Raw genomic sequence first — 24,020 nt, forward strand, 5'->3', positions numbered from 1 at the left:
GGCGGGCGGTAGGGCTAGCCGGCCTCCACAGCCATGTTGGCGAAGCGCGAGTAGTGGCCCTGGAAGCCAACCACAATGGTCTTCGTCGGACCATTACGGTGCTTGGCCACAATCACGTCTGCCTCGCCCGCCCGAGGCGACTCCTTGTCGTAGATGTCCTCACGGTGCAGCAGGATCACCATGTCCGCATCCTGCTCGATCGAGTTGTGGACGGCGATGCCGTTGGCAATGAAGTTGTGGTTCCCAAGCACTGTGGCGTCGAAAACTTCTTCCTCGCCGTCCGGAACGATGTTCAGGACTTCGTCCCACCGCAAGTCGTTAATGGCTTCGACGTCCAGTTCCGCCCGATCAAGAACGGCAGTAACTGCTCCAAGTGCCGGCTGGGAGCTGTCTTCCATAATACTGCGGACGTCATTCCAAACTCCCTCAGGAATCGACGGTACGGGAGCAGTTTCAGAACCACCGCGGATGGTTGCCAGCAGATCGTCCGCGACCTGTGTGGGTCCGGAGTGCGCGTTGATCTCCTGCAGGAACCTACGCTGGTCGTCCCCTTCCGAGATGAACAGTGTGAAGCCGGTCAGTGTAGGCGTAATTTCTGCGCTGATCCCGAAGCGAAGCAGCAATCGCGAAACAGCCTCTACAACCAGTCGTGAACCGGAAGCGAAACTGATCGACCCCTGGCCGGTTCCGTCGAACGAGATCGCTCCGCCGACCGACCAAAGTTGGCCCAGGAACAGCGCGATCTGTTGCTTTGGCAGGGCGAACACTTCGTTGGGGATGAAGGCGATGGCATCGCTGACATGCCCGTCCTCAAGTTCGTACTGCTCCGACATCGGGCCGCTGGAATTAGCGCCGAGGATCTTTGCCGCCGTGATGACCTGGCCGTCATCCCAGTGCGTGCGGAGCGCCGGACCGTTCACGTGGCGTGGCACTCCCAGCCGATCTCCAACCGTGAGTTCGCCGAGAGGCTTCCATCCTTCGTAGGTGAAGAATGGATGGTTGGCAGTTGCGCGGACAGTCTTCCCGGAAGCAAGCGTAAGCCGGTAGACGGGCTTAACTCCCGTGGAGAAGACGTGGGTGAGATGGCGCTCGACATAGCGCAGGCTGTCATCCAGAGACCAGACCGGGACGTCGTTAGCACCGGAGGCGAAGAGCTCACCCATGGTGGTCTCGGCACCCGTGTCGGAGCGCAGCACCCGGGTGTCAGCGGTAAGGCAGCCGGACTCACGGAGGTCCGAAACCATCGGCTTCTTGTCCGTACGCTGTTCGGAACCACGGTTCAGCTGCGAGAGCGCAATCACGGGCACCTCAAGCTCCTTAGCCAGGAGCTTAAGAGCACGGGAGAACTCCGAGACTTCCTGCTGGCGGGATTCGACGCGCTTGCCGGACGACATCAGCTGCAGATAGTCGAGCACGATCAGCTTCAGATCGTGCCGCTGCTTGAGCCGGCGGCACTTGGCACGGATTTCCATCAGTGACATGTTCGGGCTGTCGTCGATGAACAGGGGCGCATCATTCATCCGGCCCATCGTGGTCGCGATCTTGCCCCACTGCTCATCCTTGATAGTTCCCTTGCGCAGGTCCTGCAGGCCGATCGTGGCCTCAGCGGACAGCAGTCGCATGGCGATCTCGTTGCGGCCCATTTCCAGCGAGAAGAAGACGGTGGTCATGTTGTGTTTGATCGCAGCCGACCGGGCAAAATCCAAAGCGAACGTCGAGTTGTGCGTCGGAATGAAGGAGCGCCCCGCCAGGTAGAGGTGAGATTCGTGGGCGACTTGGATACAGCGAACAGGAACACTAGGCACCTTCTCGATGGTCTCGATCTTCCAAACGTCGCGCGATGCGAGGTCCGCATTCAGCGCGCCCGCTTGGTTGCGCACGAGAACGCCGAGGCCACTGCCCAATGAAGAATCGAGCTCCATAGTGGTCGCGACGAAGGGTTTTTCATCGCCTTGGAACTCGACGAGCCACTCGTGCTCAGCGTCGGCGACAAGGACGCTGCCGTCGTCGAAAGTCACCTCATAGCAGGGCCGGTCCTGCATGACTTCGGTGGCGGCAACAACCAGAGTCGGCGTGCCGTCCGCAGCCAGCACTTCGTCTCCGGCTTGAACCTCGCCCATGGTTGTCCAGCCGGTCGGTGTCGGCAAGGGCGTATCCAAGGCGAGTGCCTTGCCCACGGCCGGGCGCGCGGCGATGACGATCATCTGGCCGGCGTGGAGGCCCTGGGTCAGCTCGTCGAGTTCGTAGAAGCCGGTTGGCACGCCGGTCATGCCTTCGCCGCGGTGACCGGCGGATTCGATCTCGTCGACGGTCCCCTCGATGATGTCCTTCAGGGGCACGTAGTCTTCGGCGGAACGCCGTTCAGCGACGGTGTAGATCTCGGCCTGTGCCTGGTTGACGATGTCGTCGACCTCGCCGTCCTGGGAGTAGCCCAGCTGGACGATCTTGGTCCCGGCATCGACGAGGCGGCGGAGCACAGCGCGTTCGCGGACGATCTCGGCGTAGAAGCCGGCGTTGGCTGCGGTCGGGACGGACTGGATAAGGGTGTGCAGGTAGGCCGGTCCGCCGATGCGGGAAATCTCGCCGCGCTTGGTCAGCAGGTCGGAGACGGTGACCGCATCCGCCGGCTCGCCGCGCCCGTAGAGGTCGATGATCGCCTCGTAGATGCTCTCGTGCGCGGGACGGTAGAAGTCATTGCCGCGGAGGACCTCAACCACGTCCGCAATGGCATCCTTGGAGAGCATCATGCCGCCGAGCACGGACTGCTCGGCCACGATGTCCTGCGGTGGCGTCCGCGCGAAATCCGGTTCCCGACTGGTTTGTGCGGAGTCCGAATGAACTGCTGTCACCGCTGCCTGCTTTCTTGTCCTCAATGGTGCTGCGTGCGCCGGCTCATTCCTCCTGCGGGACCGGCTGATCATTGTCTATCAGCCGCTTCCGACACTTCCGCCCGTCGGCCGGATCAGGGCATGGCGAAGCCCTGGCCGGCACCGGCCGATAGAGGAATCCTCAGTCACGTTAGTCCTCTTTAAGCGCTGGACAAAGCGAGTTATCCACCGCTCCTGTGGATACATTGTGGATTAGGCGGCGTGTCTTGTGCACAGGGTGTGTGGACAACTGTGGAAAACCTTGTTAACTCGCGAGTAACCTGAGGCTGACCTGCGGAAATAAAGAACACAGCATGTGGAGGAAAGATTTTTTCGTTCCCGTTTCTTCCACAACTGGGGAGTTGACAATCCCCCCAAAGAGCCCTAGAACCGGTTTATCCACCCGTTATCCACAGGTCCAATGTGGGCATTCGCGTGTTTAACCTCGCCGTCTCCAGCGGCTGGCCTGCGCCGATACCCGCCATGCATCCTCAAGCGGGCCGGACGGCCACCGCGGCTCACTTCCGCGTCCCGCCCCGGTAACTCCGCTCGTCGTCGAACGCCCGTAGGATTAATCACATGGAGTCCTTCCTGATCCCCCTGCTCATTGTCGTCGTCGTAGTAGCGCTGGGGCTGCTGTTCGTGAAGCATCTGAGCAAGCGGCCCGCGAGGGAGAACGACGGCGGAGGGCGGGGACGGTCTGCCAGGGGGCCGGCGGCGGTGGCTTCGCGCGAGGAGGCGGTGAGGGCCAGCGCACGGCTGAACCAGCAGCAGCATTCGGCGGTGTACGCGCTGCTGGCGCGTGGCGATGCTCTGAACGCGATCATGGAGTACCGGAAGGCGACCGGAGCCAAGCTGCGCGAGGCCGCCACCGCGATCGCGAGCATGTCGACCTATCCGCAGCCGTACGGTGCGGCACCTGTGGACGACGCGGCGCCGGCTGACGGGCCAGCGGGCCGGACAGATCCCTCGGCTGGACGGGGGCGGGCCGGCAGACCGAACGGCGGAGAGCGGTCCGGCGGCTGCAAGCCCGGGTGGCGTGGCAAGCCCGGGTGGCGGAGCGGGTGCGGGCGGCGGAGCAGGCACCGCCCCGCGCTTCGAGGCCGCAAGCGAGCCCAACTTGTCCAAGCCGCAGGCCAAGGAGCCGGCCGGCGGGTACCGCTACCGAGCGATCGTCTCCCAAGGCGACGAGATCCGCGAGATCGCCAGCACGCGGCTGAACGACGAGGTCTTCGGGCAAATCAAGGACACCGCGCTGACCGGTGACCGCGAGGCGGCCGTCCGGCTATTGATGGAGCATTCGGAAGCTGACGAGCAGCAGGCGCGGGACTTCGTCCGGCTGATCCAGCCTGAGCCGCCCGCCGGCGCGAAGGGCTGAACGCCCGGTTCGGGGGCGCATTCTGTCTGGGCCATCTGGCACACTCTAGCCATGGCGGAAAACAAGACGGCCCCCACGGACGTACCGGTGGAAGAGTTCCTCGCGGAGGTCGAGCATCCCGTGCGCCGTACTGACGGGAAGATGCTGTTGGCCCTGATGCGTGAAGTGACCGGACAGGAGCCGGTGATGTGGGGCCCGTCCATGGTTGGCTTCGGCAGCTACCACTACAAGTACGCCAGCGGGCGGCAAGGCGATTCGCTGGCCGTGGGATTCTCGCCGCGCAAGTCGAACCTGGCGCTGTACGGACTGACGTACGCGCCGGAATCGGCCGACCTGCTCGCCAAGCTGGGCAAGCACAAAACCGGGGCAGCCTGCCTCTACGTGAACAAGCTCGCGGACGTGGATCTGGAGGTGCTGCGGGAACTCGTCCGCCTCGGCTACGCCTTCATGACGACGACGGACCACGAGTCCCTGCAGAGCCAGCGCTGACGCTGCCGGCAGCAGGACACGGCTACAGCTTCACCGTGCCGCTGATCACGGTCTGCACGTCGCCGCCGACCCAGATCTCCCCGTCCGCGGCGGAGACATAGACCCGGCCGTCGCGGCCGAGCCGGGTGCCTTGGCGCGCGATGTAGCTGTCCGGCGCGAGGCCTGCGCCGATCAGCCACTGGCCCAGGGCGGCGTTGAGGCTGCCGGTGACCGGGTCCTCAGCGGGCATGGCTTCGAAACCCATGAGGCCGCGCACTTCGAAGTCGATGTCAGCGCCGGACGGGTAGGCGCCGATCAGTCCGACGCCGAACGGGGCCAGGGCGGCCCAGTCCGGTTCGACGTCGAGCACCTTCTGCGCGTCGGTGAGCTGCAGGGCCTGCCACTGCGGGCCGTTGTCCGCCCACTGGTGGCGCAGGACGTCGGACCGGTCCAGCCCGAGGGCGGCGCAAATGCGCTGCACGTTCTCCTCCGGCAACTCCCCCGCGCGCCGCCGCGCCGGCGCAGCGAAAGCCAGCCGTCCGCCGTCGTTCTTGATGTTGACCAAGCCTGCCGCGCACTCCTGCACGATCCGCCCCTCAGTCCGCGGCTTCCCGCCGCCGCGCAGCCACACGTGCGCGGTCCCCAGGGTCGGGTGCCCGGCAAAGGGCAGCTCGTCGCTGGGCGTGAAGATCCGCACGCGGTAATCCGCCGCGGGGTCCGTGGGCGGGAGCAGGAACGTGGTCTCGGAGAGGTTGGTCCAGTTCGCGAAGGAGCGCATCTGCTCGTCGGTGAGGGTTTCGGCACTGCTGACGACGGCGAGCGGGTTGCCTTTGCCGGGACCGGTGGTGAAGACGTCGACCTGGGAGAATTCGTGGGTGCTCACCGGCCCAGCCTACCGCCGGCAGCAGTGCGCGGGCGGTAGGCCGCATGGCCGGATCGGGGTCAGCGCTCGGGCTGCAGGGACTTGCTCCAGAGGACGTTCTCGGCCGCGTCGCGCAGGCTGACGGTGAAGGTGTCCTCCTCGTCCAGGTCCACGTGGCCGAAGAACTGCGATTCGCCGGTCCGCGGGGACTGGTTGGCGTAGTGGCCGGCCTTGGTGAAGACGACCTCCGGGCCGAAGGTCATGTCCATTGCGTTCGGCCCGAACGTGCCGGCATTGATCGGGCCGGCGACGAACTCCCAGAACGGATCGAAGTCCTTGAACGCGGCGCGCTCCGGTGAGTAGTGGTGCGCGGCGCAGTAGTGGACGTCGGCGGTCAGCCAGACGATGTTCTTGATGTTGTTGTCCTTGAACGCCTTCAGCAGCCGGGCCAGCTCCAGCTCGCGGCCGAGCGGGGCGCCGTGGTCGCGGTTGGCGATGGACTCCTGCGCCTTGCCGTCCGGGACGATGATGCCCAGCGGCAGGTCGGAGGAGATGACCTTCCAGGTGGCCTTGGAGCGCTTCACCTCACGGATCAGCCACTGCAGCTGCTCTTCGCCGAGGATGCTGGTGGCGTGCTGCTCGAGGCCGGCTGTGTTCTCGCCCTTGAAGGTGCGCATGTCCAGCGCGAAAATGTCCAGCTGAGGGCCGCGCTCGATCTTGCGGTAAATACGGGCCGGTTCGAAGCCGGTGCCCTTCTGCATGGCGCGCGGATCGGCGATCGGCATGTACTCCTGCCAGGCCTGCCGGCCGCGGGCGGCGAGGGTGTCGACGTCGCGGACGGTGTAGCGCGGGTCGTCGAGGGTCTCGCCGTGCCACCAGTTGTTGGTGGTTTCGTGGTCGTCCCACTGCGCGATGACGGGGACCTCGGCGTACATGGCGCGCAGGTTGGCATCCATCATGTTGTAGCGGTGCCGGCCGCGGAACTCGTTGAGCGTCTCGGCGACCTTGGAGACTTCCTCGGTCACGAGGTTGTTCCAGATCCGGCCGTCCGGCTCGGTTACCTGGGCGGAGATGGGGCCGTCCGCGTAGACCGTGTCGCCGGCGTGGATGAAGAAGTCCGGGCGGGTGCGGTGCATCGCCCGGTAGCCGATCATGCCGCCGATTTCCTCGTTGATGCCCCAGCCCTGTCCGGCGGTGTCGCCGGTCCAGACGAAGCTCTGTCCGCGCCGGACCTGGTTCCCCCACACCCGGCTGCGGCCCGCCGCGGACGGTCCTGCCGCCGTCGTCAAGGAACCCATGCCGGCCTCGCTCAAGGCGCCCGCCTCGTCCTCGAACTGCAGATTGAGCTGGAAGCGGCTGCCCGAGGGGAGGTTGGTCGCGTTGATCTTGGCGGTGAAGTCGGTTTCCGCGCTGGCCCAGCCGCCGCGCAGCACCCGCTCGTAGGCGCCCTTGCCGCGCAGCACGCGGCCGTCCTCTCCGACCGCGCGCAGGGTGGCGACCAGGCGGCCGGGTCCAGACGAACGGGACCACAGGACGGCTGAGTTGCTGGTGACGTCGCCCGTGGCGATGCCGCTGGGGAGGGTCAGGCGCTGGCGCACCAGCGGGATGCCGGCGGGCCGGGAAGCGGCCGACGCCGGAACGGCACCTGCGGCGGCGACGGCACCGGCGGCGAGGGTACCGAGGACAAGGGAACGGCGGGAGATCTCAGTCATGGGACCTACCTTGGCCTGTGGAGCTGTCCCGATGCTGTCCCGAAGGTAAACGTTGCGGGACGATTTGGGGTGCGGCGGCGCCGCCGGATGATGCCGTTAAAAACCGAAGGACCCCTGCCGGAGCAGGAGTCCTTCGGTCAGTCCAGTTGGGCGAAACTAGCCGGCCACGACCTGGAGGTCGATGACGGCGGAGACGTCCTCGTGCAGGCGCACGGTGGCCTGGTAGTTGCCGACCGACTTGATGTGCTCAGGCAGTTCAACCTTGCGCTTGTCGATGGCACCCAGTCCTGCAGCCTCAACGGCGGCAGCAACATCGGCCTGCTTGACGGTGCCGAACAGGCGTCCGGACTCGCCGGCCTTGACGGTCAGCTTGACCGGCTTGGCGGACAGCGAGGCAGCCAGCTGCTGGGCCTCTTCGAGGGAAGCGATTTCGCGGGCAGCACGTGCAGTCTTGATGGACTCCACCTGCTTCTCGCCGCCCTTGGTCCAGGCGAGGGCGAAGCCGCGGGGCAGAAGGTAGTTACGGGCGTAACCGTTCTTCACCTCAACGACGTCACCTGCGGTGCCAAGACCGGTCACTTCGTGGGTCAAAATGAGCTTTGCCATGGTGTACTCTCTCCTCTTCGCTTCGCTTAGCCGCGGCCAGCGCCGGAGTAGGGCAGCAGGGCAACTTCGCGGGCATTCTTGATTGCCTGGGCGATCTTGCGCTGCTCCTGCACGGTCACACCGGTGACGCGGCGGGCACGGATCTTTCCGCGGTCGGAGATGAACTTGCGCAGCAATGCTACGTCCTTGTAGTCGATGACGGTGACGTCAGCGGCCTTCAAGGGGTTGGACTTTGGTTTGGGCTTACGGAGTTCAGCCTTAGCCATCGTGGAGCTCCTTTATCTAGTGGAGCCCGCAGAACGGTTCTGCGGGATGGGTTCGACGGCGGTTGCCGCCTTGGGGTGAAAAGGGCCTTCAGGCCCCGTTCGGGTTTAGAAGGGAGGTTCGTTGGAATCGGGGCCGTTGCCCCAGGTGTTGGAGCTTCCGCCGCCGGCCGAGGCACCCCACGGGTCTTCCTGGGGTGCGGACTGCCCGCCGCCCCAACCCTGGTTGGAGTTTCCGCCGAAGCCGCCGCCGCCACCGAAGCCGCCTTGGCCTCCGCCGAAGCCGCCCTGCCCGCCGCCGGAGCGCTGGGTACGGGTGACCTTGGCCGAGGCGTAGCGCAGCGAGGGGCCGATTTCGTCGACCTCCAGCTCGATGACGGTACGCTTCTCGCCTTCCTTGGTTTCATACGAACGCGACTTCAGCCGGCCCTGGACGATCACGCGGGTTCCCTTGGTCAGGGTCTCCGCGACGTTCTCGGCAGCCTCGCGCCATACCGACGCGCGGAGGAACAGGGTTTCCCCGTCCTTCCACTCGTTGGACTGGCGGTCAAAGGTCCGCGGCGTGGACGCAACGGTGAAGTTCGCAACGGCCGAGCCGGACGGAGTGAACCTCAGTTCCGGATCGCTGGTCAGATTGCCAACTACGGTGATGACGGTTTCGCCTGCCATGGTGCCTCCTGCTGTCCTGCCCCGTCCGGCAGGAACCGGCGGAGCTGCGTTCGTGAAGAGTGGACCCGCGCTGCGGATCCGAAGACCTGTGCTGGAGTAACCGAAGTTACTCGGCGGAGATCTTCTGCTCCTCCGGGCGGATGATCTTGGTGCGCAGGATGGTCTCGTTCAGACCAAGCTGGCGGTCAAGCTCAGCAGCGGTGGCCGGAGTAGCGGTGAAGTTGACGACGGCGTAGATGCCTTCGGACTTCTTCTTGATGTCGTAGGCCAGGCGGCGGCGACCCCAGATATCGACCTTGTCGATGGTTCCACCGTCGTTGCGGACGACATTGAGGAACTTGTCGAGCTGCTGTTCAACGGTACGCTCTTCGACCTCGGGGTCGATGATTACCATCAGTTCATAAGCACGCATGTGAACCCACCTCCTTTGGGCTAAGCGGTCACGGTCTTTCCGTAACAGGAGGTTCTATTGCGTTGTCCGCGCACAGAACCGCCGGGCTCAATCGGTTGTTTTGGCTATTCTCTCCCGGAAGAACCGGTGGCAGTGCCGGCACAGACCTATCAAGCTTAGCGGATGCCCCGCCTGCCGCGTAAATCCGCCGCAGGCACTCGTCCTCCACAGCATAGGCGCGGCCGCCCTCGATGGGAGCGGCCTTCGCGATCCGGGCACCTGAACCCGCGTTCGGTTAGGCCGGGCCCAGCCCTTAAACCGGGAGGCCGTCCGCTTCGAGCACTTCGCAGCGCTGCACCAGCAGCTTCTCGCAGCCGACCGTGAGCATTGCGGTCCCGGCGTCGCCGAAACCGGTGTCGAAGGCCGCGCTCACCTCGACGACGGACAGCTGCCCGATCTGCTCGGTCCGCACCGCTTCGGTGATCTCGAAACTGCCCGGCAGCTCGCCGTCGAGATAGCTTGAGGCGCTGACTTGGGCCTGTGCGGTAGCGGAGGCCAGGTGCGCCAGCTGGCTCATCACGATGAGGGCCACCCCGGCGAACGCAGCGGCAGCCACGAGCGTGAAGCCCAGGGCAGCTGCCAGGTTCCGGCCGACCAGGCGTGTCTTGCCCGCGGCCGAGTCGGTCTCTTCCTCGTGGACCAGCTGGTCCAGTTCGTCCAGGTTCATCATGCGCCCCCTTGCCCCAGGCCAGCTACTTTAGCCCACAGGACCTTGGGAAAGGCATGGGGGCTTCACCCAGCGGCCCGGGCGCGGGTTCAGCTGCCGATCGCCGGGTTCAATAGTCCAGTCCCTGGCTCGGCACGACCAGCCCGGTTTCATACGCATAGACCACGGCCTGCACCCGGTCGCGCAGGTGCAGCTTGGCCAGGATCCGCCGCACGTGCGTCTTCACCGTCGCTTCGGAGAGGAAGAACCGGTGCGCGATTTCGGCGTTGGAGAGGCCTTCGGCAATGGCCTCCAGCACTTCCTGCTCGCGCGGCGTCAGGTCATCCAGCAGTGGATCGCGCTGCGGGGCCGCCGCCGGGCCCGCGGCAGGCAGCCCGCGCACGTAGGTTTCCAGCAGCCGCTGGGTCACCCGCGGCGCCACGACGGCGTCGCCGCTGGCCACCAGCCGCACGGCATGCACCAGCTCGTCCGGCGCCACGTCCTTCAGCAGGAAGGCGCTGGCTCCGGCCTGCAGCCCGGCAAAGGCGTACTCATCCAGATCAAAGGTGGTCAGGATGATGATCCGCGCGGCCAGGCCGTCGGCGGTGATGTGCCGGGTGGCCTCGATCCCGTCCAGCACCGGCATCCGCACGTCCATCAGCACCACGTCCGGCTCCAGCTGCCGGACCAGCTCCAGGGCTTCGGCGCCGTTGGATGCCTCGCCGGCAATCTCCACGTCGTCCTCGCCCTCGAGGATCAGCCGGAAACCCATCCGCAGCAGCGGCTGGTCATCTACCAGCAGGACCCTGATGGGCCCGTGCGTCCCCCTGTTGTCTTCAGCCATGCGCAGGCTCCTCCCCCGGCCAATGCAACGTTGCTTCAACTATCCAACCACCGTTGGGCCGCGGCCCGCACTCGACCTGCCCGTTGTAGATCGCGGCACGTTCCCGCATGCCGGCGATCCCCTGCCCGGCACCCAGTGACTTCATGTTCGCAGGCGGCCGGCCGTCGTCGGACACGCAGATGGACACCCGCCCGTCCGAGCGCGCCACCGTCAGCTCCACTTCGGTCATGCCGCGCGCGTAGCGCAGCACATTGGTCAGCGACTCCTGGATGATGCGGTACGCGGTCAGCTTGAAATTCGGATCCTCCGGGAGCGGCGGCCCGCTCATGACCACCTTCAGCGGCAGCCCCGCGGCGCGGAAGCCCTCGATGAGCTCGGCGACCTCGCTCTCGGCCGGCACGCGCGGCGCCTGCGGCTGTGTGCCGCCTTCGCGGAGGACGCCGAGCACGCGGCGCATGTCCGCGAGCGCGGTGCGGCCGGTGGCCGAGAGCTGTCCGAGCACCTCGCCGGCGCGGTGCGGGTCTTTCTTAACGACGACGGCGGCCCCGTCCGAGAGCGCGACCATCACCGAGAGCGAGTGGGCCACGACGTCGTGCATCTCCCGGGCGATCCGGGTGCGCTCGTTCGCGGAAGCGAGCATCGCGTTGTCGGCGGCCCAGCGGTGCAGCTCAAGGTCATGGAGCCGGTCGCGGCGGACGGTGACGCCGATGCCGGCGGAGATCACGTTGAACAGGACGATGATGACGCCGGAAACCAGGCCGACATACGGCGGCAGCTCGCCGGCGGCGATGCTTTCGGCCACTTCCGCCGGCATGTGGATGCCCATCGCGGCCAGCACCAGCAGACCCGCGGCCACCGCCACGGCCAGTGCGACCGCCGCCCGGACCGTGGTGGCCAGCGTGTAGACGGCGACCCACACCCCGATGGAGCTGGCGCCGGTGCTGGTGGCCAGCACGGTCAGGATGTCTACCGCGGTGGCAACGGCGAGCACCGGCCACGGGAAGCGGCGGCGGAACGCCAGGGCGGCGGACACCGCGGCGAGCAGGCCCAGCGGCAGCCATTCGCCCAGGCTGACGCTGTACAGCGCGTTGGGCAGTCCGAACAGGACGGTGGCCAGGATCAGCACCCAGTCCATGGCGACCGGGTGGGCGTGGAAAAAGCGGCGGAAGGGACCCCGGCGCTTGGACGAGATTTCGGCGAAGGAAACAGCGGCCGTTCGCTCCGCTGTCTCCTTCGCCGAAGACTGTTCGCTCATTCCAGTGAGCTTATCCCGGCCGGATCAGACGTCCCGGGACTTGGTGGTGACGGCGGCCCCGACCAGCAGCACCGCGGCCCAGGCCGCCATGACCAGGCCGCCTTCGAGCTGGGTCAGTGCATCCTCGGCGATCTCAAGTGCCACCAGCTGGCGGCCTGCGTTGGAGGGCAGGTAGGGCACCACGCCGTCCTGGACCCAGTCGAACTGCAGCATGCTCGCAATGATGGGCAGCACCAGCAGCAGGGCCACCAGGGTCACGATCCCGCCGGCGCTGTTGCGCAGCAGCGAGCCGAGCGCCAGGCCCATCAGCGCGACCAGGGCCAGGTAGACGCCGGAGAGCAGCAGCGACTGGACCAGGTTCTCCACGTCCAGGCCGTACTCCATGCCGAACTGGGTGAGGACCGGCTGGCTGATGAAGTAGGTGGCGAAGCTGGACACAATCCCGACGGCGGCGGCGACGAGGGCGACGACCACCGCCTTGGCAGCGAGGGCCGGCAGCCGGGTCGGCACCGCGGTCATGGTGGAGCGGATCATGCCGGTGGAGTATTCGGAGGCGATCAGCAGCACGCCGAGGGCGCCGATGATCAGCTGGCTGAGGTCGATGCCGGCGGTAGCCATCAGATAGATCATCGACGGTTCCATACCCATCGCCGCCGGGTCCTGGCCGCTCTCGCGCATGGACTCGATGCCCGAGCCCATGCCCCAGGCGCCGAGCACGCCGATACCGATGCTGACGGCCACGGTGGTGACGAGCAGGATCCAGGTGGAGCGCAGGGTGGTGAACTTGATCCACTCGGAGTGGAGCGTGCGGGCGAAGTTGACGCCCTTGCCGGACACGGCCGCCGGCGGGGTGATGGTTGCGGTGCTCATCGGGCTACTTCCCTTCCCCGGAGGCTGCGCCGGTACCGGCGAGAACGTCCTGGGCCTCTGCTGAATTGTCGATGTTCCGGGACACGGCGGCGGTCTCGATGTTCTGCGAGTGGTACTCGACCTCGTCCTTGGTGAGCGCCATGTAGACCTCTTCCAGCGAGGCCTGCAGCGGGGTCAGCTCGTAGACCAGGATGCTGTGGTCCAGCGCCGCCTGGGCGATGGTGCGCGGATCGACGCCGGTGATCTCCAGCAGCGCTGCGTCCCGGTTCTCGATGCTGACCCCTTCGGCGGCAACGGCCCGGTACAGGGCATCCGGCTGGTCGGTGCGGATGCGGGTTCGGACCTGGCCGCTCCGGGCCAGGAAGTCCTGCATCGAGGCGTCCGCAATGATCCGCCCGCGTCCGATCACCAGCAGGTGGTCGGCGGTCTGCGCCATCTCGCTCATCAAGTGGGAGGACAGGAAGACCGTGCGGCCCTCGGCGGCGAGCGCGCGCACCAGGGTGCGGACCCAGAGCACGCCTTCGGGGTCGAGGCCGTTGACCGGCTCGTCCAGGATGATCGTGCGGGGATCCCCGAGCAGGGCGGCGGCGATCCCCAGCCGCTGCCCCATTCCGAGCGAGAAGCCGCCTACGCGCTTCTTCGCGACGGCGCCGAGGCCGGTCAGTTCGATCACTTCGTGCACGCGCTTCTTGGCGATGCCGTGCGTGGCGGCCATGGCCCGCAGGTGGTTGTAGGCGCTGCGCGAGGAGTGCACGGCCTTGGCGTCGAGCAGGGCGCCGACTTCGCGCAGCGGTGCCCGGTGCCGGGAGTAGTGGCTGCCGTTGACCCTGACGTCGCCGGCGGTCGGACGGTCCAGGCCCATGATCATGCGCATCGTGGTGGACTTGCCGGCGCCGTTCGGGCCCAGGAAGCCCGTCACCTTGCCGGGCTGCACCGTGAAGGAAATCCCCTGCACTGCTGGTTTCTTGCCGTACATCTTGACCAGGCCGTGAGCCTCGATCATGTTCGCCGTCCTTAGAAGTCGGTGGTTGCGGGCTGGAGAATCCGCGCACTAACTACGCTACGGATCCGACGGCGTGCGGTAACCGCACCACGGGATGATCTTGCCGGCCGCCGTCGTACTCCTCACGGACTACGCTATGGCCGGCCGCGGCAGGCCCGCTGCTGGGTATGACCCGGAACGGACCCTGAGCGTGCCGCGCACCGACCCTGAACCCGGCCCTGAGGTCAGCGCCGGGCCAGCTCCGGTTCACGGGCGGCCGGGGCGGTCAGCAGGGAGGCGACCATCAGCAGGGCGACGGCGAGCAGCGCGTTGCGGATGCCCACGTGCTCGCCGAGGAAGCCGAGGAACGGCGGGCCGGCCAGGAAGGCCACATAGCCGAGCGTGGACACCACGGAGACGCGCTCGGCGGCGAAGGCCCGGTCATCCGCGGCGGCGGACATGCCCATCGGGAAGCCCAGTGCGGCCCCGGCGCCCCACAGCACCGCGCCGGCCACGGCCAACGGCACGGTCGGGGCGAACACGAAGACCAGCAGCCCCACCAGCGCGACGGCCATGCTGGTCCGCAGCACGGCCACCCGGCCCCAGCGGTCGATGAACCTGCCGCCGGCCAGCCGGAGCAGGGTCATCGAGGCGACGAAGATGCCGAACAGGACCGCCCCGGTCGCCTCGGTCGCGCCGAGGCCGGCCACCGCGGCCTGCGCGATCCAGTCATTCGCGGCACCTTCGGTGAGGGCGGCGCCAAGAACGACGACGCCGATCAGCACCGTGCGCGGCTCCCGCCAGGCGGCGAAACGGCCCCGGCGGGCATCGCCGTCGTTATTTTGCTGCTCCGGAAGATGCGGCAGGAAGTATTTCGGAACGGCGAGCAGGACCACCGTGACGACGGCGGCCACGCAGAGCAGATGCACGGCGAGCGGCACCTGCAGCACGGAGAGCCAGGCGCCGATCATCGCGCCCGCGAAGGCACCGAGGCTGAAGGCGGCGTGGAACTGGGGCATGATGGTGCGCAGCAGCCGACGCTCGACATCCGCGCCCTCGATGTTCTGCGCCACGTCCCACCAGGCGACGCCGACTCCGTAGCCGAAGAGGGCCGCGGCAGCGCCCGGGGCGGAACCGGCAAAGAGCGCCAGCGCCAGGCCCGTTCCGGCGATGGCGGCGATGATCCCGCCGGCGCGCACGGTGTTGGCGGTGCCGATCCGGGCGGCGATCGGGCCGGCCAGCGGCAGCGACAGCACCGAGCCCAGGCCCAGGGCAAGCAGGAGCAGCCCGATCTCGCCGGCGGTGATGTCCAAGGCTGCGGCGGCCGCGGGAATGCGGGCGGCCCAGCTGGCGAAGACCAGTCCGTTGAGCCCGAAAATCACGAATGTTGCCGCCGCGGCGTTCCGGGCGGCGACGTCGGCCCTCACAGCGGGATCCCCCATTTTGGTCGATGCACCGTTACAGTCTGCCACCGGCGGCCCGCTTGGGTCCCGATTTGGCCCCGGACGCGCGAAATGGCCCGAAGTCAGGCCTCCCCAATAGCCAACTCACTTCAAGCCATTTCGCAGGTGCAGCTGCGTGTCTCTGGTGTTGCCACCTCGGCCGGTCTCCCGGCCGCCCCCAACGGACCCGCCGCTGCTGGATTCGGGCCGGTTCCCCTGTCCGCTTCCAACACATTCAGTGTGGCCGATCCATAGAGCGTTTGACCAGCCCCAGAGACCCTAGTTCCCAAACGCTGGGGTATCCTTGGGCCCCGAGGCTAGGGAGCGCACCAGTCGAGCAGTTCCGGCAGCGGCCAGGTGTTGATGATCCGCTCCGGCGGGACGCCGTTCCGTGCGGCCCGCTCGGCTCCGTACTGGAGGAAATCGAGCTGGCCCGGGGCGTGAGCGTCGCTGTCGATGCTGAACAGGCAGCCGGCCTCCAGCGCCAGCTGGATCAACTCGTCCGGCGGGTCCTGGCGTTCCGGGCGGGAATTGATTTCGACGGCGACATCGTGCTCGGCGCAGGCGGCGAACACCCGCTCGGCGTCGAACTCGGACTGCGGCCGGGTGCCGCGCGAGCCCTTCACGAGCCGGCCGGTGCAGTGGCCGAGGACGTTGGTGTGCGGGTCGCGGATGCCGCCGAGCATCCGGCGGGTCATCGTCGCCCGGTCGGCGCGCAGCTTCGAGTGCACGCTGGAGACCACCACGTCCAGCCGGTCCAGCAGCGCCGGGTCCTGGTCCAGCTCCCCGGATTCGAGGATGTCCACCTCAATCCCGGTCAGCAGGCGGAAGCTGCCCCCGTCGTCGTCGTTAATTCCCGCTACCACGTCCAGTTGCTGCTTAAGCCGCTCGGCACTCAGCCCGTTGGCGACCTTCAGGTTGGGCGAGTGGTCCGTCAGGGCGAGGTACTCGCGGCCCAACCAGCGCGCGGCGTCCACCATCTCCTCGATCGGGGAGCCGCCGTCCGACCAGTTGCTGTGGCTGTGCAGGTCGCCGCGCAGCGCCCGGTGCAGTTCGGCGCCGCCCTCGGCCAGCGGGGCCGCCGAACGCTCGCGCAGCTTCGCCAGGTACTCGGGCACCTCGCCGTCGATCGCCTGGCGGATCACCTCGAACGTGCGGGCGCCGATGCCCTTCATGCTCTTGAGCCTGCCGTCCCGGGCGCGGGCGGCCACGTCCTCCGGGGCCAGCTTGCCCATGCTGGCGGCTGCTTTCCGGAAAGCCTGCACCTTGAAGCTCGGGGCCAGCTCGCGCTCAAGCCAGAACGCAATCTCGTTGAGGGCATCGACAGCATCCATGCCACCATCTTCCACCACCGCTGCCCGCCCGGGACTGCCTGGGCCGAAGTCGCCGCGCCCGCCTTGCGCTGGAGGTGGACGCCAGGTCGCCGTCGGGCAAGGATGGCGGTATGGCCCCGGACGGAGATAGGGAGCAGCAACTCGGCAACCAGGTCACGCACGTGGTCCGGGTCGGCGACACCGTGCGCCGGCCCGTGCGCGCCTTTACAAGGACCATCCAGGCTTATTTGGCGCACCTTCACGCGCAGGGTTTCCGGGACGCGCCGGTTCCCTTGGGCTATGACGACGGCGGCAGGGAGGTTTTGTCCTTTGTGCCCGGTGAGGTGCCGGTGGAGCCATTGCCCGAGGCCGCCACGGGGGTCGACGTGCTCCGGGCGCTGGCCCGGCTCATCCGGCGGCTCCACGACGCTGCGCAGGACTGGACCCCGCCGGAGAACGCCGTATTCGGCAGCCTCCCCGGACCCCGCCCGCTGGGGCTGGAGCCGCTTTTCGCCAGGCCGGAGCTGGTGTCGCACCAGGACTACTGCCCGGGCAACGTGGTGTTCCGCAGCGGTCTGCCGGCGGCGCTCATCGATTTCGATCTGGCCCGTCCTACGACGCGGGTGGCGGACGTGGCCAACGCCCTCCATTGGTGGGCGCCGCTGGTGCACCCCGTGGACCGGGCCCCGTCGCTAGCCGGCGCCGATATCCCGGCCAGGGTGCGCGCTTTCGCCGACGCCTATGGCCTGGACCGGCAGCAGCGGCAGGCCCTGGTGGAAGTGGCCGTCCGGAGGAGCCGCAACGCCATGCTCACCATGGAAGCCGCGGCCAGGGCCGATCCAGTATTCGCACGGTGGTGGGAGGAGGGCCTGAGTGAACGGATGCCGCGGGCCGAAGGATGGCTGCGGGCGAACGCAGGCCTGATCCACGACGCACTGCTCGACTGACGATTCCGTCCAGGCGCCGCTGCCCGCATGCCCTTGCGGCGGGCGACCTGGAGCGGGCTGCCTGCCGTGTGGAAATCATGCGCCTCGGGCGGATTTGGTCGTGGCGAAGCGCGTGCGGTATTCGGTCGGCGTGATGCCGAGATGCCGGGCGAAGCGCGGCGGAGGGTTTCGTCAGTGCCGAAACCGCTGTGCTGGGCGGCGGCGGTGATGCTGTGGCCGTCGAGCAGGAGTTGCTGGGCCCGGTCGAGGCGGACTTTTTCGACCCAGCGGGCCGGCGTGGTGTGCAGCTCAGATTGGAAGAGGCGGGTCAGATGCCGGGGACTGACCGCCGCTGCCGTTGCCATGGTGGACAGGGTGTGCTCGGCTGAAGGATCGGCGTGCACCGCCGCGGTCAGTGACCGGAGCAGGCTGCTGCGGGCCGGCGGGGTCTCCAGTGCAGTGGAGAATTGGGACTGCCCGCCCGGGCGCTGCATGAAAACGACCAGCTCGCGGGCGATGCCGCGGGCCGTGTCCGCTCCATGGTCGTCCTCCACCAGCGCCAGCGCCAGGTCGATCCCGGCGGTGATGCCGGCTGAGGTGATGTACCGGCCGTCGCGGACGTGGATGACATCCGGCTCGACCTGCACCCGCGGATAGCGGCTGGCAAGGGTCCGGGCATGCCGCCAGTGAGTAGTTGCCCGGCGGCCGTCGAGCAGGCCGAGTTCGGCAAGCACGAACGCCCCGGTGCACACTGATGCGACGCGGCGCGCCCCACCGGCGAGCGCGCGCACCGTAGCCAGCAGCTCGTCATCCAGCTCGGGTTCAGTGAGGCGTCCGGCGCCGGACACCACCACCGTGTCCAAGCGCCCGGCATCGGCAGCTGCCGTCGTTCCAGCCAGCACCAGCCCGGAGGACGTCGCTACGTTCCCACCGCGCGGCGAAACGAGGACCGGCGCGTACAGGTGGCCGGCGAGTACTGCCTGGTGCAGCACCTCGCCCGGCCCGCTGACGTCGAGCATGGTCACGCCGTCGAACACAACAAAGCCCACCCGCCGTGTCATGTCCGGATCTGTGGTTTTTGTGGCTGCATGGACATGGCACTACCGTACCTCAGCCAGCGAGAGTGGAAGAGACAGCTGCTCTCAACGAAAGGAAACAAGATGGCTGAATCGATTGCAGGGGTGCAGATCCCGGACAGCGCCCTGGCCAAGGAAGCGACCGAGCTGGTACGCGAGGCGGCTACGCCGTTGGTGTTCGACCACTCCCGGCGGGTGTTCCTGTTCGGCGCACTGCGCGGCCGTGAGCAGGGCCTGGATTTCGACCCCGAACTGCTCTACGTCGGGGCAATGTTCCACGACCTTGGGCTGACCGAAAAGTACCGCCGCACCGACCAGCGGTTCGAGATCGACGGCGCAGACGAAGGCCGCCGGTTCCTGCAGTCCCACGGCGTCACTGGGGAACGGGCCGAGCTGGTCTGGACGGGCATCGCCCTGCACACCACCCCGGAGATCCCGCTGCACATGGCACCCGAGATCGCCTTGGTGACGCGCGGCGTAGAGCTTGACGTCCTCGGCATCGGTTACGACGCCATCTCCACCGAAGAGCGCGAGGCCGTGGTCGCCGCCCACCCCCGCCCGGACTTCAAGAACGGCATCCTCGCCGCCTTCACCGAGGGCATCAAGGACCGCCCGGAGACCACCTTCGGCAACGTCAAGGCGGACGTGCTCGCTCATTTCGTGCCAGGCTTCCAGCGCGGCGACTTCGTGGACGTCATCAAGAGCTCGAGCTGGCCCGAATAAGGCAGAGGGTCTCAGTCCCGCGCGTCCATGACGGAGGCGAGCTGCTTGCGCGAGGAGATCTCCAGCTTCGGATAGGCACGGGAGAGGTGCCATTCAACCGCCTTGATGGTGATGAAGAGCTCGGCGGCGATTTGCCGGTTGGTCATGCCCTTGGCCGCCAGCGAGCAGACGCGGTACTCGGCGGCGGTCAGCCGGTCCGCCTTGTTCTCAGCCACCAGCGGCAGCTGCGCCTCCTGGCCGGCCAGCAGCACCCCCATCCGGTGGGCCACCGCGGCAGCGCCGATGCGGTTGCTCAGCACCAGCGACTTGCGGGCGGCGGCGAGGCCCTCCTGCCGGCGCGCGGCGAGGAAAGCCGGGTCCTCTCCGAGCAGGCAGAGTTCGGCGAGGTCCGCCAGCGCCAAGGCGTGGTCGTAACGGCCCTCGTGGGTTTCCAGCAGCTCGATGGTTTCGTGCAGCATTGCCACGGCGGCCTCGGGTGGCTGCGCCAGCGCGGCCACCCGCAGCGTCACTCCGGTCAATCTCGGTGCGCCGAAGGCCCGCACGCGCTCCACAGCTTCCTCAGCCACGGCTGCGGCGTATTCCCTTTGGCCGAGTCTGGCCGCGGATTCGATGGCGCTGCGGGTCCAGGGGCTCAGGGTGGGGCCCAGTCCCACGGCAAGGTCCATGGCCGCGGTGAAGTGCTCCAGGGCTGCGGCGTGGTCGCCGTGTCCGGCCTTCACCGTCCCGTGCAGCTGCAGCGCCATGGCTTGCACAAGCGGGACGCGCTCCTGTTCCAGCGGAATTCGAGGCAGCAGCGCATCCGCGGAAGCCACATCGTCCCGGGCGAGGTACACGCTGGCCAGCAGGAAGGCAGCGACTTCCACGTATGTCTTCCAACCGCTTTCCGCGGCGCGCAGGCTGGCCTCCAGGTCCACCTGCGCCAGCCTCAGCCGGCCGCGGTTCAAGTGGATGGCGCCGCGGCAGTAGGCCAGCGTGGCGTGCGCCATGACTGAGGAGTCGGCCCGGGCCTGTGCGATTGCCGCGTCGAGCAGTTCGAGCGCTTCGGCATCCCGTTCCCCTGCATTGAGGGAACCCGTGACGAAGTTGATGATGTTGGACTCTGGGCCGTTTTCCTCCAGCACTTTGCCGTTGCCGTAGGCCCGGACGCCCAGTTCCCCGCTCAGAGCCGCGTTCTCGCCGGTGATGCCCAGCCGCAGGGCTTCCTGTGCCAGCAGCAGGCGGTCCCCCGGTCCGTCCTCGGACGGGTCCTGGGCCAGGATCGCAGCGATCTCCTCGGCGTACCGCTCCGCCACCTGCATTTGCTGGAAGCCCGCGCCGCTGGCCAAGGCGATCACGCGCCGTCGTAAATCCGGGTCCGCCGCAGGATCCGCCTCCACTTCCTTCAACGCCTGCCCGAAGTAGTGCGACGCGCGCTCCACTTCATTCACGTCGTACAGCACCACGGCGCCCTCCAGCAGCAGCTGCACGCGTTCTGCTGTGCCGGTAGTCAGGTCCAGCGCATTGAGGCCATGCTGCTCCGCAACGTCCAGCTGGCCAATGCCTGCATGCGCATGCGCCGCCTCGACAAACAGGTCGCGGCGCAGCGCTTCGGGCAGGACGGATTCCGCCAGCGCCCGTTCGCTGAATTGGGCCGCGAGCGCAAAAGCCCCCTGGCGCCGGGCCTGGCAGGCGGCGGCCAGCAGCACGCGGGCGCCCTCCTCGTCCCCGTCCGGCTCGGTTTTCAGCAGGTAGCCGGCAATGATGGCGGGATCCGCGTCTTCCGCCATCAGCACCGCGGCCGCACGGCGGTACAGCGCCGGAACCTTCTCAGCCAGCTCGGCCAGCAGTGCCTCGCCCACCAGCGCATGCTGGATGGCCGGACGCGGCCGGGCCGAAGCGAGGAAACGCTCACCATGCAGCCGTTCCAGGATGGCGGGCACACGGCTGGTGTGCGGTTTCGCGAGCGCCTTCACCCGCGCCATCGTGGTTTCTTTTCCCAGTACGACGACGGCGCTCAGCACCGCACATTCCTCTTCCGAGAGGCGGTGGAGACGTTCGCGCAGGACGGTCTCCTCGTTCCCTGACGCACCCGGCTGGGCGGCGGCCAGGTCCCGCTCGAGCAGCTCCTCGACGAAGAACGGCACGCCGCCGCTGGCAGCCTGCACACGCTCGGCATTGATCCGGGCGGCATCCGCCTGGCGCTCCACAATCCAGGTTTCGATAGCTGAGGAAGTCAGCGGCTCCAGCCGCCAGTGCAGCGGCACCCCGGACAGGCTCTCCTGGGTCATGCCCGCGCCCTCTCCCACACCGAGCAGGCCGGCCGTGTCGAGGCCTTCGGGATGTTCCGCGCCGGGACCGGTCCGTACGCCGCGCACGAGCAGCACCGGCACGTCGATCAGGAGGCTGCCGATGTCCAGCAGCGCGGCCAGCGACAATTCATCCAGCCACTGGGCATCGTCCACGGCCGCGACGATGGGCCGGGCCTCGCTGCGTGAACGGAGCACCCAGGACGCCGAGTAGCTCAACGCATCCCGCTCAGCCGGCACATCCGTGGAAGTAATGAACCGGTGCAGCATCTCGCCCTGCCCGTCGAAGGGCGGCGATCCGGCAGGAAGCCGCTGGGCCAACGGGGCGAACCACTGCCAGAGCATGGCTCCCGGCAGCTGGCGCCGGGCATCCCCGGAAGCCCGCATCACCTTCCAGCCTCGCTCGGCGGCATCCGCGCAGAGCGCATCCAGCAGCGACGTCTTGCCGATGCCCGAGGGGCCGCTGATGGTCAGCTCCGCATTGTTGCCTCCGGCTACAGCGTCGGCCAACTGGTGCCACTGCGCGAGCTCCTGGTCGCGCCCGAACAGCCGTGCCTTCACCATGCTGTCGATCTTATGTCCGGGCTCCGACAATTTGTGCCCGCTGCGTCACAATGGCGGTTAGGCGCGCAAGACTGGACCTAGTCCTCGAGAACGCAGCGGTTGCGCAGTTCGCCGATGCCCTCGATCCGGGTCACCAGCTCGGCCCCGGCCGGGATCCATTCCCGCGGCTTGCGCGCCAGCCCGACTCCTGCCGGAGTCCCGGTCGCGATGATGTCGCCGGGTTCCAGCGTCATGAACTCGCTGATGTAGGAGACCAGTTTCGCGCAGGAGAAAATCAGGTCCGCGGTGCTGCCGGACTGCTTCTGCACCCCGTCCAGTTCGCATTCCACCGCCAGGCCCTTTTCGGGGTCCAGTTCATCTGCAGTAACGACGACGGGACCCACCGGAGTCATGCGGTCCCAGTTCTTCCCCTGGAACCACTCCGAAGTCCGGCCCTGCCAGTCGCGCACGGAGACGTCGTTCATCACCGTGTAGCCGGCGATGGCCGCCTTGGCACCCTCTTCGTCCGCCTTGCGGACCTCGCGGCCGATCACGATGACCAGTTCTGCCTCCCAGTCGATCTTGCTGCTGGCCTGCGGCATCATGACATCATCCGCCGGGCCGACCAGGGAGTTGTGGAACTTGGTGAAGATCGTCGGGTACTTGGGGACGTCCTGGCCGACTTCCTCGGCGTGCGCGTAGTAGTTCAGCCCCGCGCAGAGGATCTTTCCCGGCCGCAGCACGGGCGTCGCCAGCTCCTCCGGCGAGGGCTCAGGCCCGGGTTCGCCTGCCAGGGTGCGCCAGTCCCCACGGGCCAGCAGCTCGCCGATATCGCGCACCGGCAGATAAGTTGTGCCCGCGTCGTCCTGCCGGAAAGCCTGCGTGCTCCCGTTCCGCCGCACCGTACCCAGACGCATCCAAACCTCCTGCTCGCGGGCCAAGCACCGCCGTCGTAAGTTCCCGTGGCGGCAACCACCGCCCTGTGGCAGACTACCGCCTCCCGGCCTGCCTCTTGACGGAATTGGCTCCGGTCAGGACAGCCACCAGGGTGGATGAATCACCATCCGCCGGCAAGCGGGCTGGCCCGCCTTCCGCTACGGCGTGCGGATGATGCGGCGCCGGGCGGCTTCGGCGATGGCCGCGGTCCGGTTATCCACATCCAGCTTGGCGTAGATGTGCACCAGGTGCGTCTTGACCGTAGCCTCGGAGATGAAGAGGGCCCGCGCGATCTCCTTGTTCGCCATGCCGGTGGCGAGCAGCTCCACCAGCTGGACCTCGCGCGCGCTCAGGGCCGGCTGAGGGTTGCGGATGCGGCCCATCAGGCGGGCGGCCACTTCGGGCGCCAGCGCAGTTTCGCCGGAAGCGGCGGCCAGCACGGCTGCGCGGATCTTCTCCGGCTCGGCGTCCTTGAGCATGTAGCCGGCGGCACCGGCCTCGACGGCGGCGAGGATGTCCGCGTCGGTGTCATAGGTGGTCAGCACGAGCACGGGCGGCCCGGGCTTGCCCGCGGCGGCGTTGTCCCGGATCCGGGCGGTCGCGGTCACGCCGTCCATGCCGGCGCCCATCTGCAGGTCCATCAGCACCACGTCCGCCGGTTCGCCGAGGGCCGCGAGCCGGTCGATTTCGCGCAGCGCTGCGGCGCCGTCGGCGGCTTCCGCAACCACCGTCATACCCTCGAACCCGGAGAGCATGGCCCGCAAGCCGGCCCGCACCACCGGATGGTCGTCCACCAGCAGGATCCGCACGCTCATCCGGCGGCCTCCGGGGTCCGCAGCGGCAGCCGGACCGCCACCACCGTTCCCTCGCCGGGCGCGGACTCGATCTCCAGGCTCCCCTCCA

General features: G+C 67.7%; 22 protein-coding genes and 1 pseudogene. 4 read left to right on the plus strand and 19 right to left on the minus strand.

Annotated elements, in window-relative coordinates; translation table 11 throughout:
- Positions 1-14: 14 nt before the first annotated feature.
- Entirely contained in the window at positions 15-2,849 is a 2,835-nt protein-coding gene (gene dnaB, locus D477_RS18125; RefSeq protein ID WP_005273125.1) for a replicative DNA helicase, read from the minus strand.
- Between the two features lie 593 nt (positions 2,850-3,442).
- The gene (locus D477_RS22835; RefSeq protein ID WP_043847612.1) at positions 3,443-3,754 is read right to left on the minus strand and encodes a hypothetical protein; all 312 of its coding nucleotides are present in this window, start codon (positions 3,752-3,754) and stop codon (positions 3,443-3,445) included.
- Positions 3,755-3,906: 152 nt separating this feature from the next.
- On the opposite strand from D477_RS22835, the gene D477_RS18135 reads away from it, so the two are divergent.
- Both D477_RS18135 and D477_RS18140 read left to right on the plus strand, forming a co-directional pair.
- On the plus strand, positions 3,907-4,245 hold the full coding sequence (locus D477_RS18135) for a hypothetical protein (RefSeq protein WP_005273128.1): 339 nt from the start codon (positions 3,907-3,909) through the stop codon (positions 4,243-4,245).
- A 51-nt stretch (positions 4,246-4,296) separates the two neighbouring features.
- The gene (locus D477_RS18140) at positions 4,297-4,734 is read left to right on the plus strand and encodes a DUF1801 domain-containing protein (RefSeq protein ID WP_005273131.1); all 438 of its coding nucleotides are present in this window, start codon (positions 4,297-4,299) and stop codon (positions 4,732-4,734) included.
- A 22-nt stretch (positions 4,735-4,756) separates the two neighbouring features.
- Here the strand turns inward: D477_RS18140 and D477_RS18145 are convergent, their stop codons facing one another.
- The 13 genes from D477_RS18145 to D477_RS18205 form a co-directional block, all read right to left on the minus strand.
- Entirely contained in the window at positions 4,757-5,596 is an 840-nt protein-coding gene (locus D477_RS18145; RefSeq protein WP_005273135.1) for a PhzF family phenazine biosynthesis protein, read from the minus strand.
- A 59-nt stretch (positions 5,597-5,655) separates the two neighbouring features.
- Complete coding sequence (locus D477_RS18150; protein ID WP_005273137.1) at positions 5,656-7,287, minus strand: alkaline phosphatase D family protein; 1,632 nt, start codon at positions 7,285-7,287, stop codon at positions 5,656-5,658.
- 156 nt (positions 7,288-7,443) lie between these two features.
- Positions 7,444-7,893: a 50S ribosomal protein L9 gene (gene rplI / locus D477_RS18155; protein WP_005273140.1), complete on the minus strand. Its 450-nt coding sequence runs from the start codon at positions 7,891-7,893 to the stop codon at positions 7,444-7,446.
- A 26-nt stretch (positions 7,894-7,919) separates the two neighbouring features.
- Complete coding sequence (rpsR, locus tag D477_RS18160) at positions 7,920-8,159, minus strand: 30S ribosomal protein S18 (protein WP_005273147.1); 240 nt, start codon at positions 8,157-8,159, stop codon at positions 7,920-7,922.
- Between the two features lie 105 nt (positions 8,160-8,264).
- The gene (locus D477_RS18165) at positions 8,265-8,825 is read right to left on the minus strand and encodes a single-stranded DNA-binding protein (protein WP_005273150.1); all 561 of its coding nucleotides are present in this window, start codon (positions 8,823-8,825) and stop codon (positions 8,265-8,267) included.
- Positions 8,826-8,931: 106 nt separating this feature from the next.
- Positions 8,932-9,237, minus strand: a complete 306-nt coding sequence (gene rpsF / locus D477_RS18170) for a 30S ribosomal protein S6 (RefSeq protein WP_005273154.1) — start codon at positions 9,235-9,237, stop codon at positions 8,932-8,934.
- A 292-nt stretch (positions 9,238-9,529) separates the two neighbouring features.
- The gene (locus tag D477_RS18175; protein ID WP_043847613.1) at positions 9,530-9,946 is read right to left on the minus strand and encodes a hypothetical protein; all 417 of its coding nucleotides are present in this window, start codon (positions 9,944-9,946) and stop codon (positions 9,530-9,532) included.
- A 106-nt stretch (positions 9,947-10,052) separates the two neighbouring features.
- On the minus strand, positions 10,053-10,766 hold the full coding sequence (locus tag D477_RS18180; RefSeq protein WP_005273159.1) for a response regulator: 714 nt from the start codon (positions 10,764-10,766) through the stop codon (positions 10,053-10,055).
- Entirely contained in the window at positions 10,759-12,021 is a 1,263-nt protein-coding gene (locus D477_RS18185) for a sensor histidine kinase (protein WP_005273162.1), read from the minus strand. The genes D477_RS18180 and D477_RS18185 overlap by 8 nt, the downstream gene beginning before the upstream one ends.
- Before the next feature lie 24 nt (positions 12,022-12,045).
- A complete protein-coding gene (locus D477_RS18190; RefSeq protein ID WP_005273165.1) occupies positions 12,046-12,891 on the minus strand; it encodes an ABC transporter permease in 846 nt (281 codons plus the stop codon).
- 4 nt (positions 12,892-12,895) lie between these two features.
- Positions 12,896-13,894, minus strand: a complete 999-nt coding sequence (locus D477_RS18195; RefSeq protein WP_005273168.1) for an ABC transporter ATP-binding protein — start codon at positions 13,892-13,894, stop codon at positions 12,896-12,898.
- 224 nt (positions 13,895-14,118) lie between these two features.
- Positions 14,119-15,300 carry an MFS transporter gene (locus tag D477_RS18200; protein WP_005273172.1) on the minus strand — a complete coding sequence of 394 codons (1,182 nt, stop codon included), beginning with the start codon at positions 15,298-15,300 and terminating at the stop codon, positions 14,119-14,121.
- 332 nt (positions 15,301-15,632) lie between these two features.
- Entirely contained in the window at positions 15,633-16,649 is a 1,017-nt protein-coding gene (locus D477_RS18205) for a PHP domain-containing protein (protein ID WP_005273175.1), read from the minus strand.
- A 110-nt stretch (positions 16,650-16,759) separates the two neighbouring features.
- Here D477_RS18205 and D477_RS18210 point away from each other — a divergent pair, with 110 nt between their 5' ends.
- Positions 16,760-17,575 (plus strand): phosphotransferase, encoded by an 816-nt coding sequence (locus D477_RS18210; RefSeq protein WP_150110192.1) that lies wholly within the window; start codon positions 16,760-16,762, stop codon positions 17,573-17,575.
- 212 nt (positions 17,576-17,787) lie between these two features.
- On the opposite strand, the pseudogene D477_RS21940 reads toward D477_RS18210, so the two are convergent.
- Positions 17,788-18,615 (minus strand): annotated as a pseudogene (locus D477_RS21940) (GlxA family transcriptional regulator); the annotation flags it as partial.
- Positions 18,616-18,714: 99 nt separating this feature from the next.
- Between D477_RS21940 and D477_RS18220 the strand changes: the two are divergent.
- On the plus strand, positions 18,715-19,353 hold the full coding sequence (locus tag D477_RS18220; RefSeq protein ID WP_005273183.1) for an HD domain-containing protein: 639 nt from the start codon (positions 18,715-18,717) through the stop codon (positions 19,351-19,353).
- Positions 19,354-19,364: 11 nt separating this feature from the next.
- Here D477_RS18220 and D477_RS18225 read toward each other — a convergent pair whose 3' ends face one another.
- The 3 genes from D477_RS18225 to D477_RS18235 form a co-directional block, all read right to left on the minus strand.
- On the minus strand, positions 19,365-22,202 hold the full coding sequence (locus tag D477_RS18225) for a helix-turn-helix transcriptional regulator (protein WP_005273185.1): 2,838 nt from the start codon (positions 22,200-22,202) through the stop codon (positions 19,365-19,367).
- 77 nt (positions 22,203-22,279) lie between these two features.
- The gene (locus D477_RS18230) at positions 22,280-23,098 is read right to left on the minus strand and encodes a fumarylacetoacetate hydrolase family protein (protein WP_005273187.1); all 819 of its coding nucleotides are present in this window, start codon (positions 23,096-23,098) and stop codon (positions 22,280-22,282) included.
- A gap of 177 nt (positions 23,099-23,275) precedes the next feature.
- The gene (locus D477_RS18235) at positions 23,276-23,932 is read right to left on the minus strand and encodes a response regulator (protein WP_005273189.1); all 657 of its coding nucleotides are present in this window, start codon (positions 23,930-23,932) and stop codon (positions 23,276-23,278) included.
- Between the last annotated feature and the right edge of the window lie 88 nt (positions 23,933-24,020).

Origin of the sequence: Arthrobacter crystallopoietes BAB-32 (assembly GCF_000328305.2) — a bacterium.
GTDB lineage: Bacteria > Actinomycetota > Actinomycetes > Actinomycetales > Micrococcaceae > Crystallibacter > Crystallibacter crystallopoietes_A.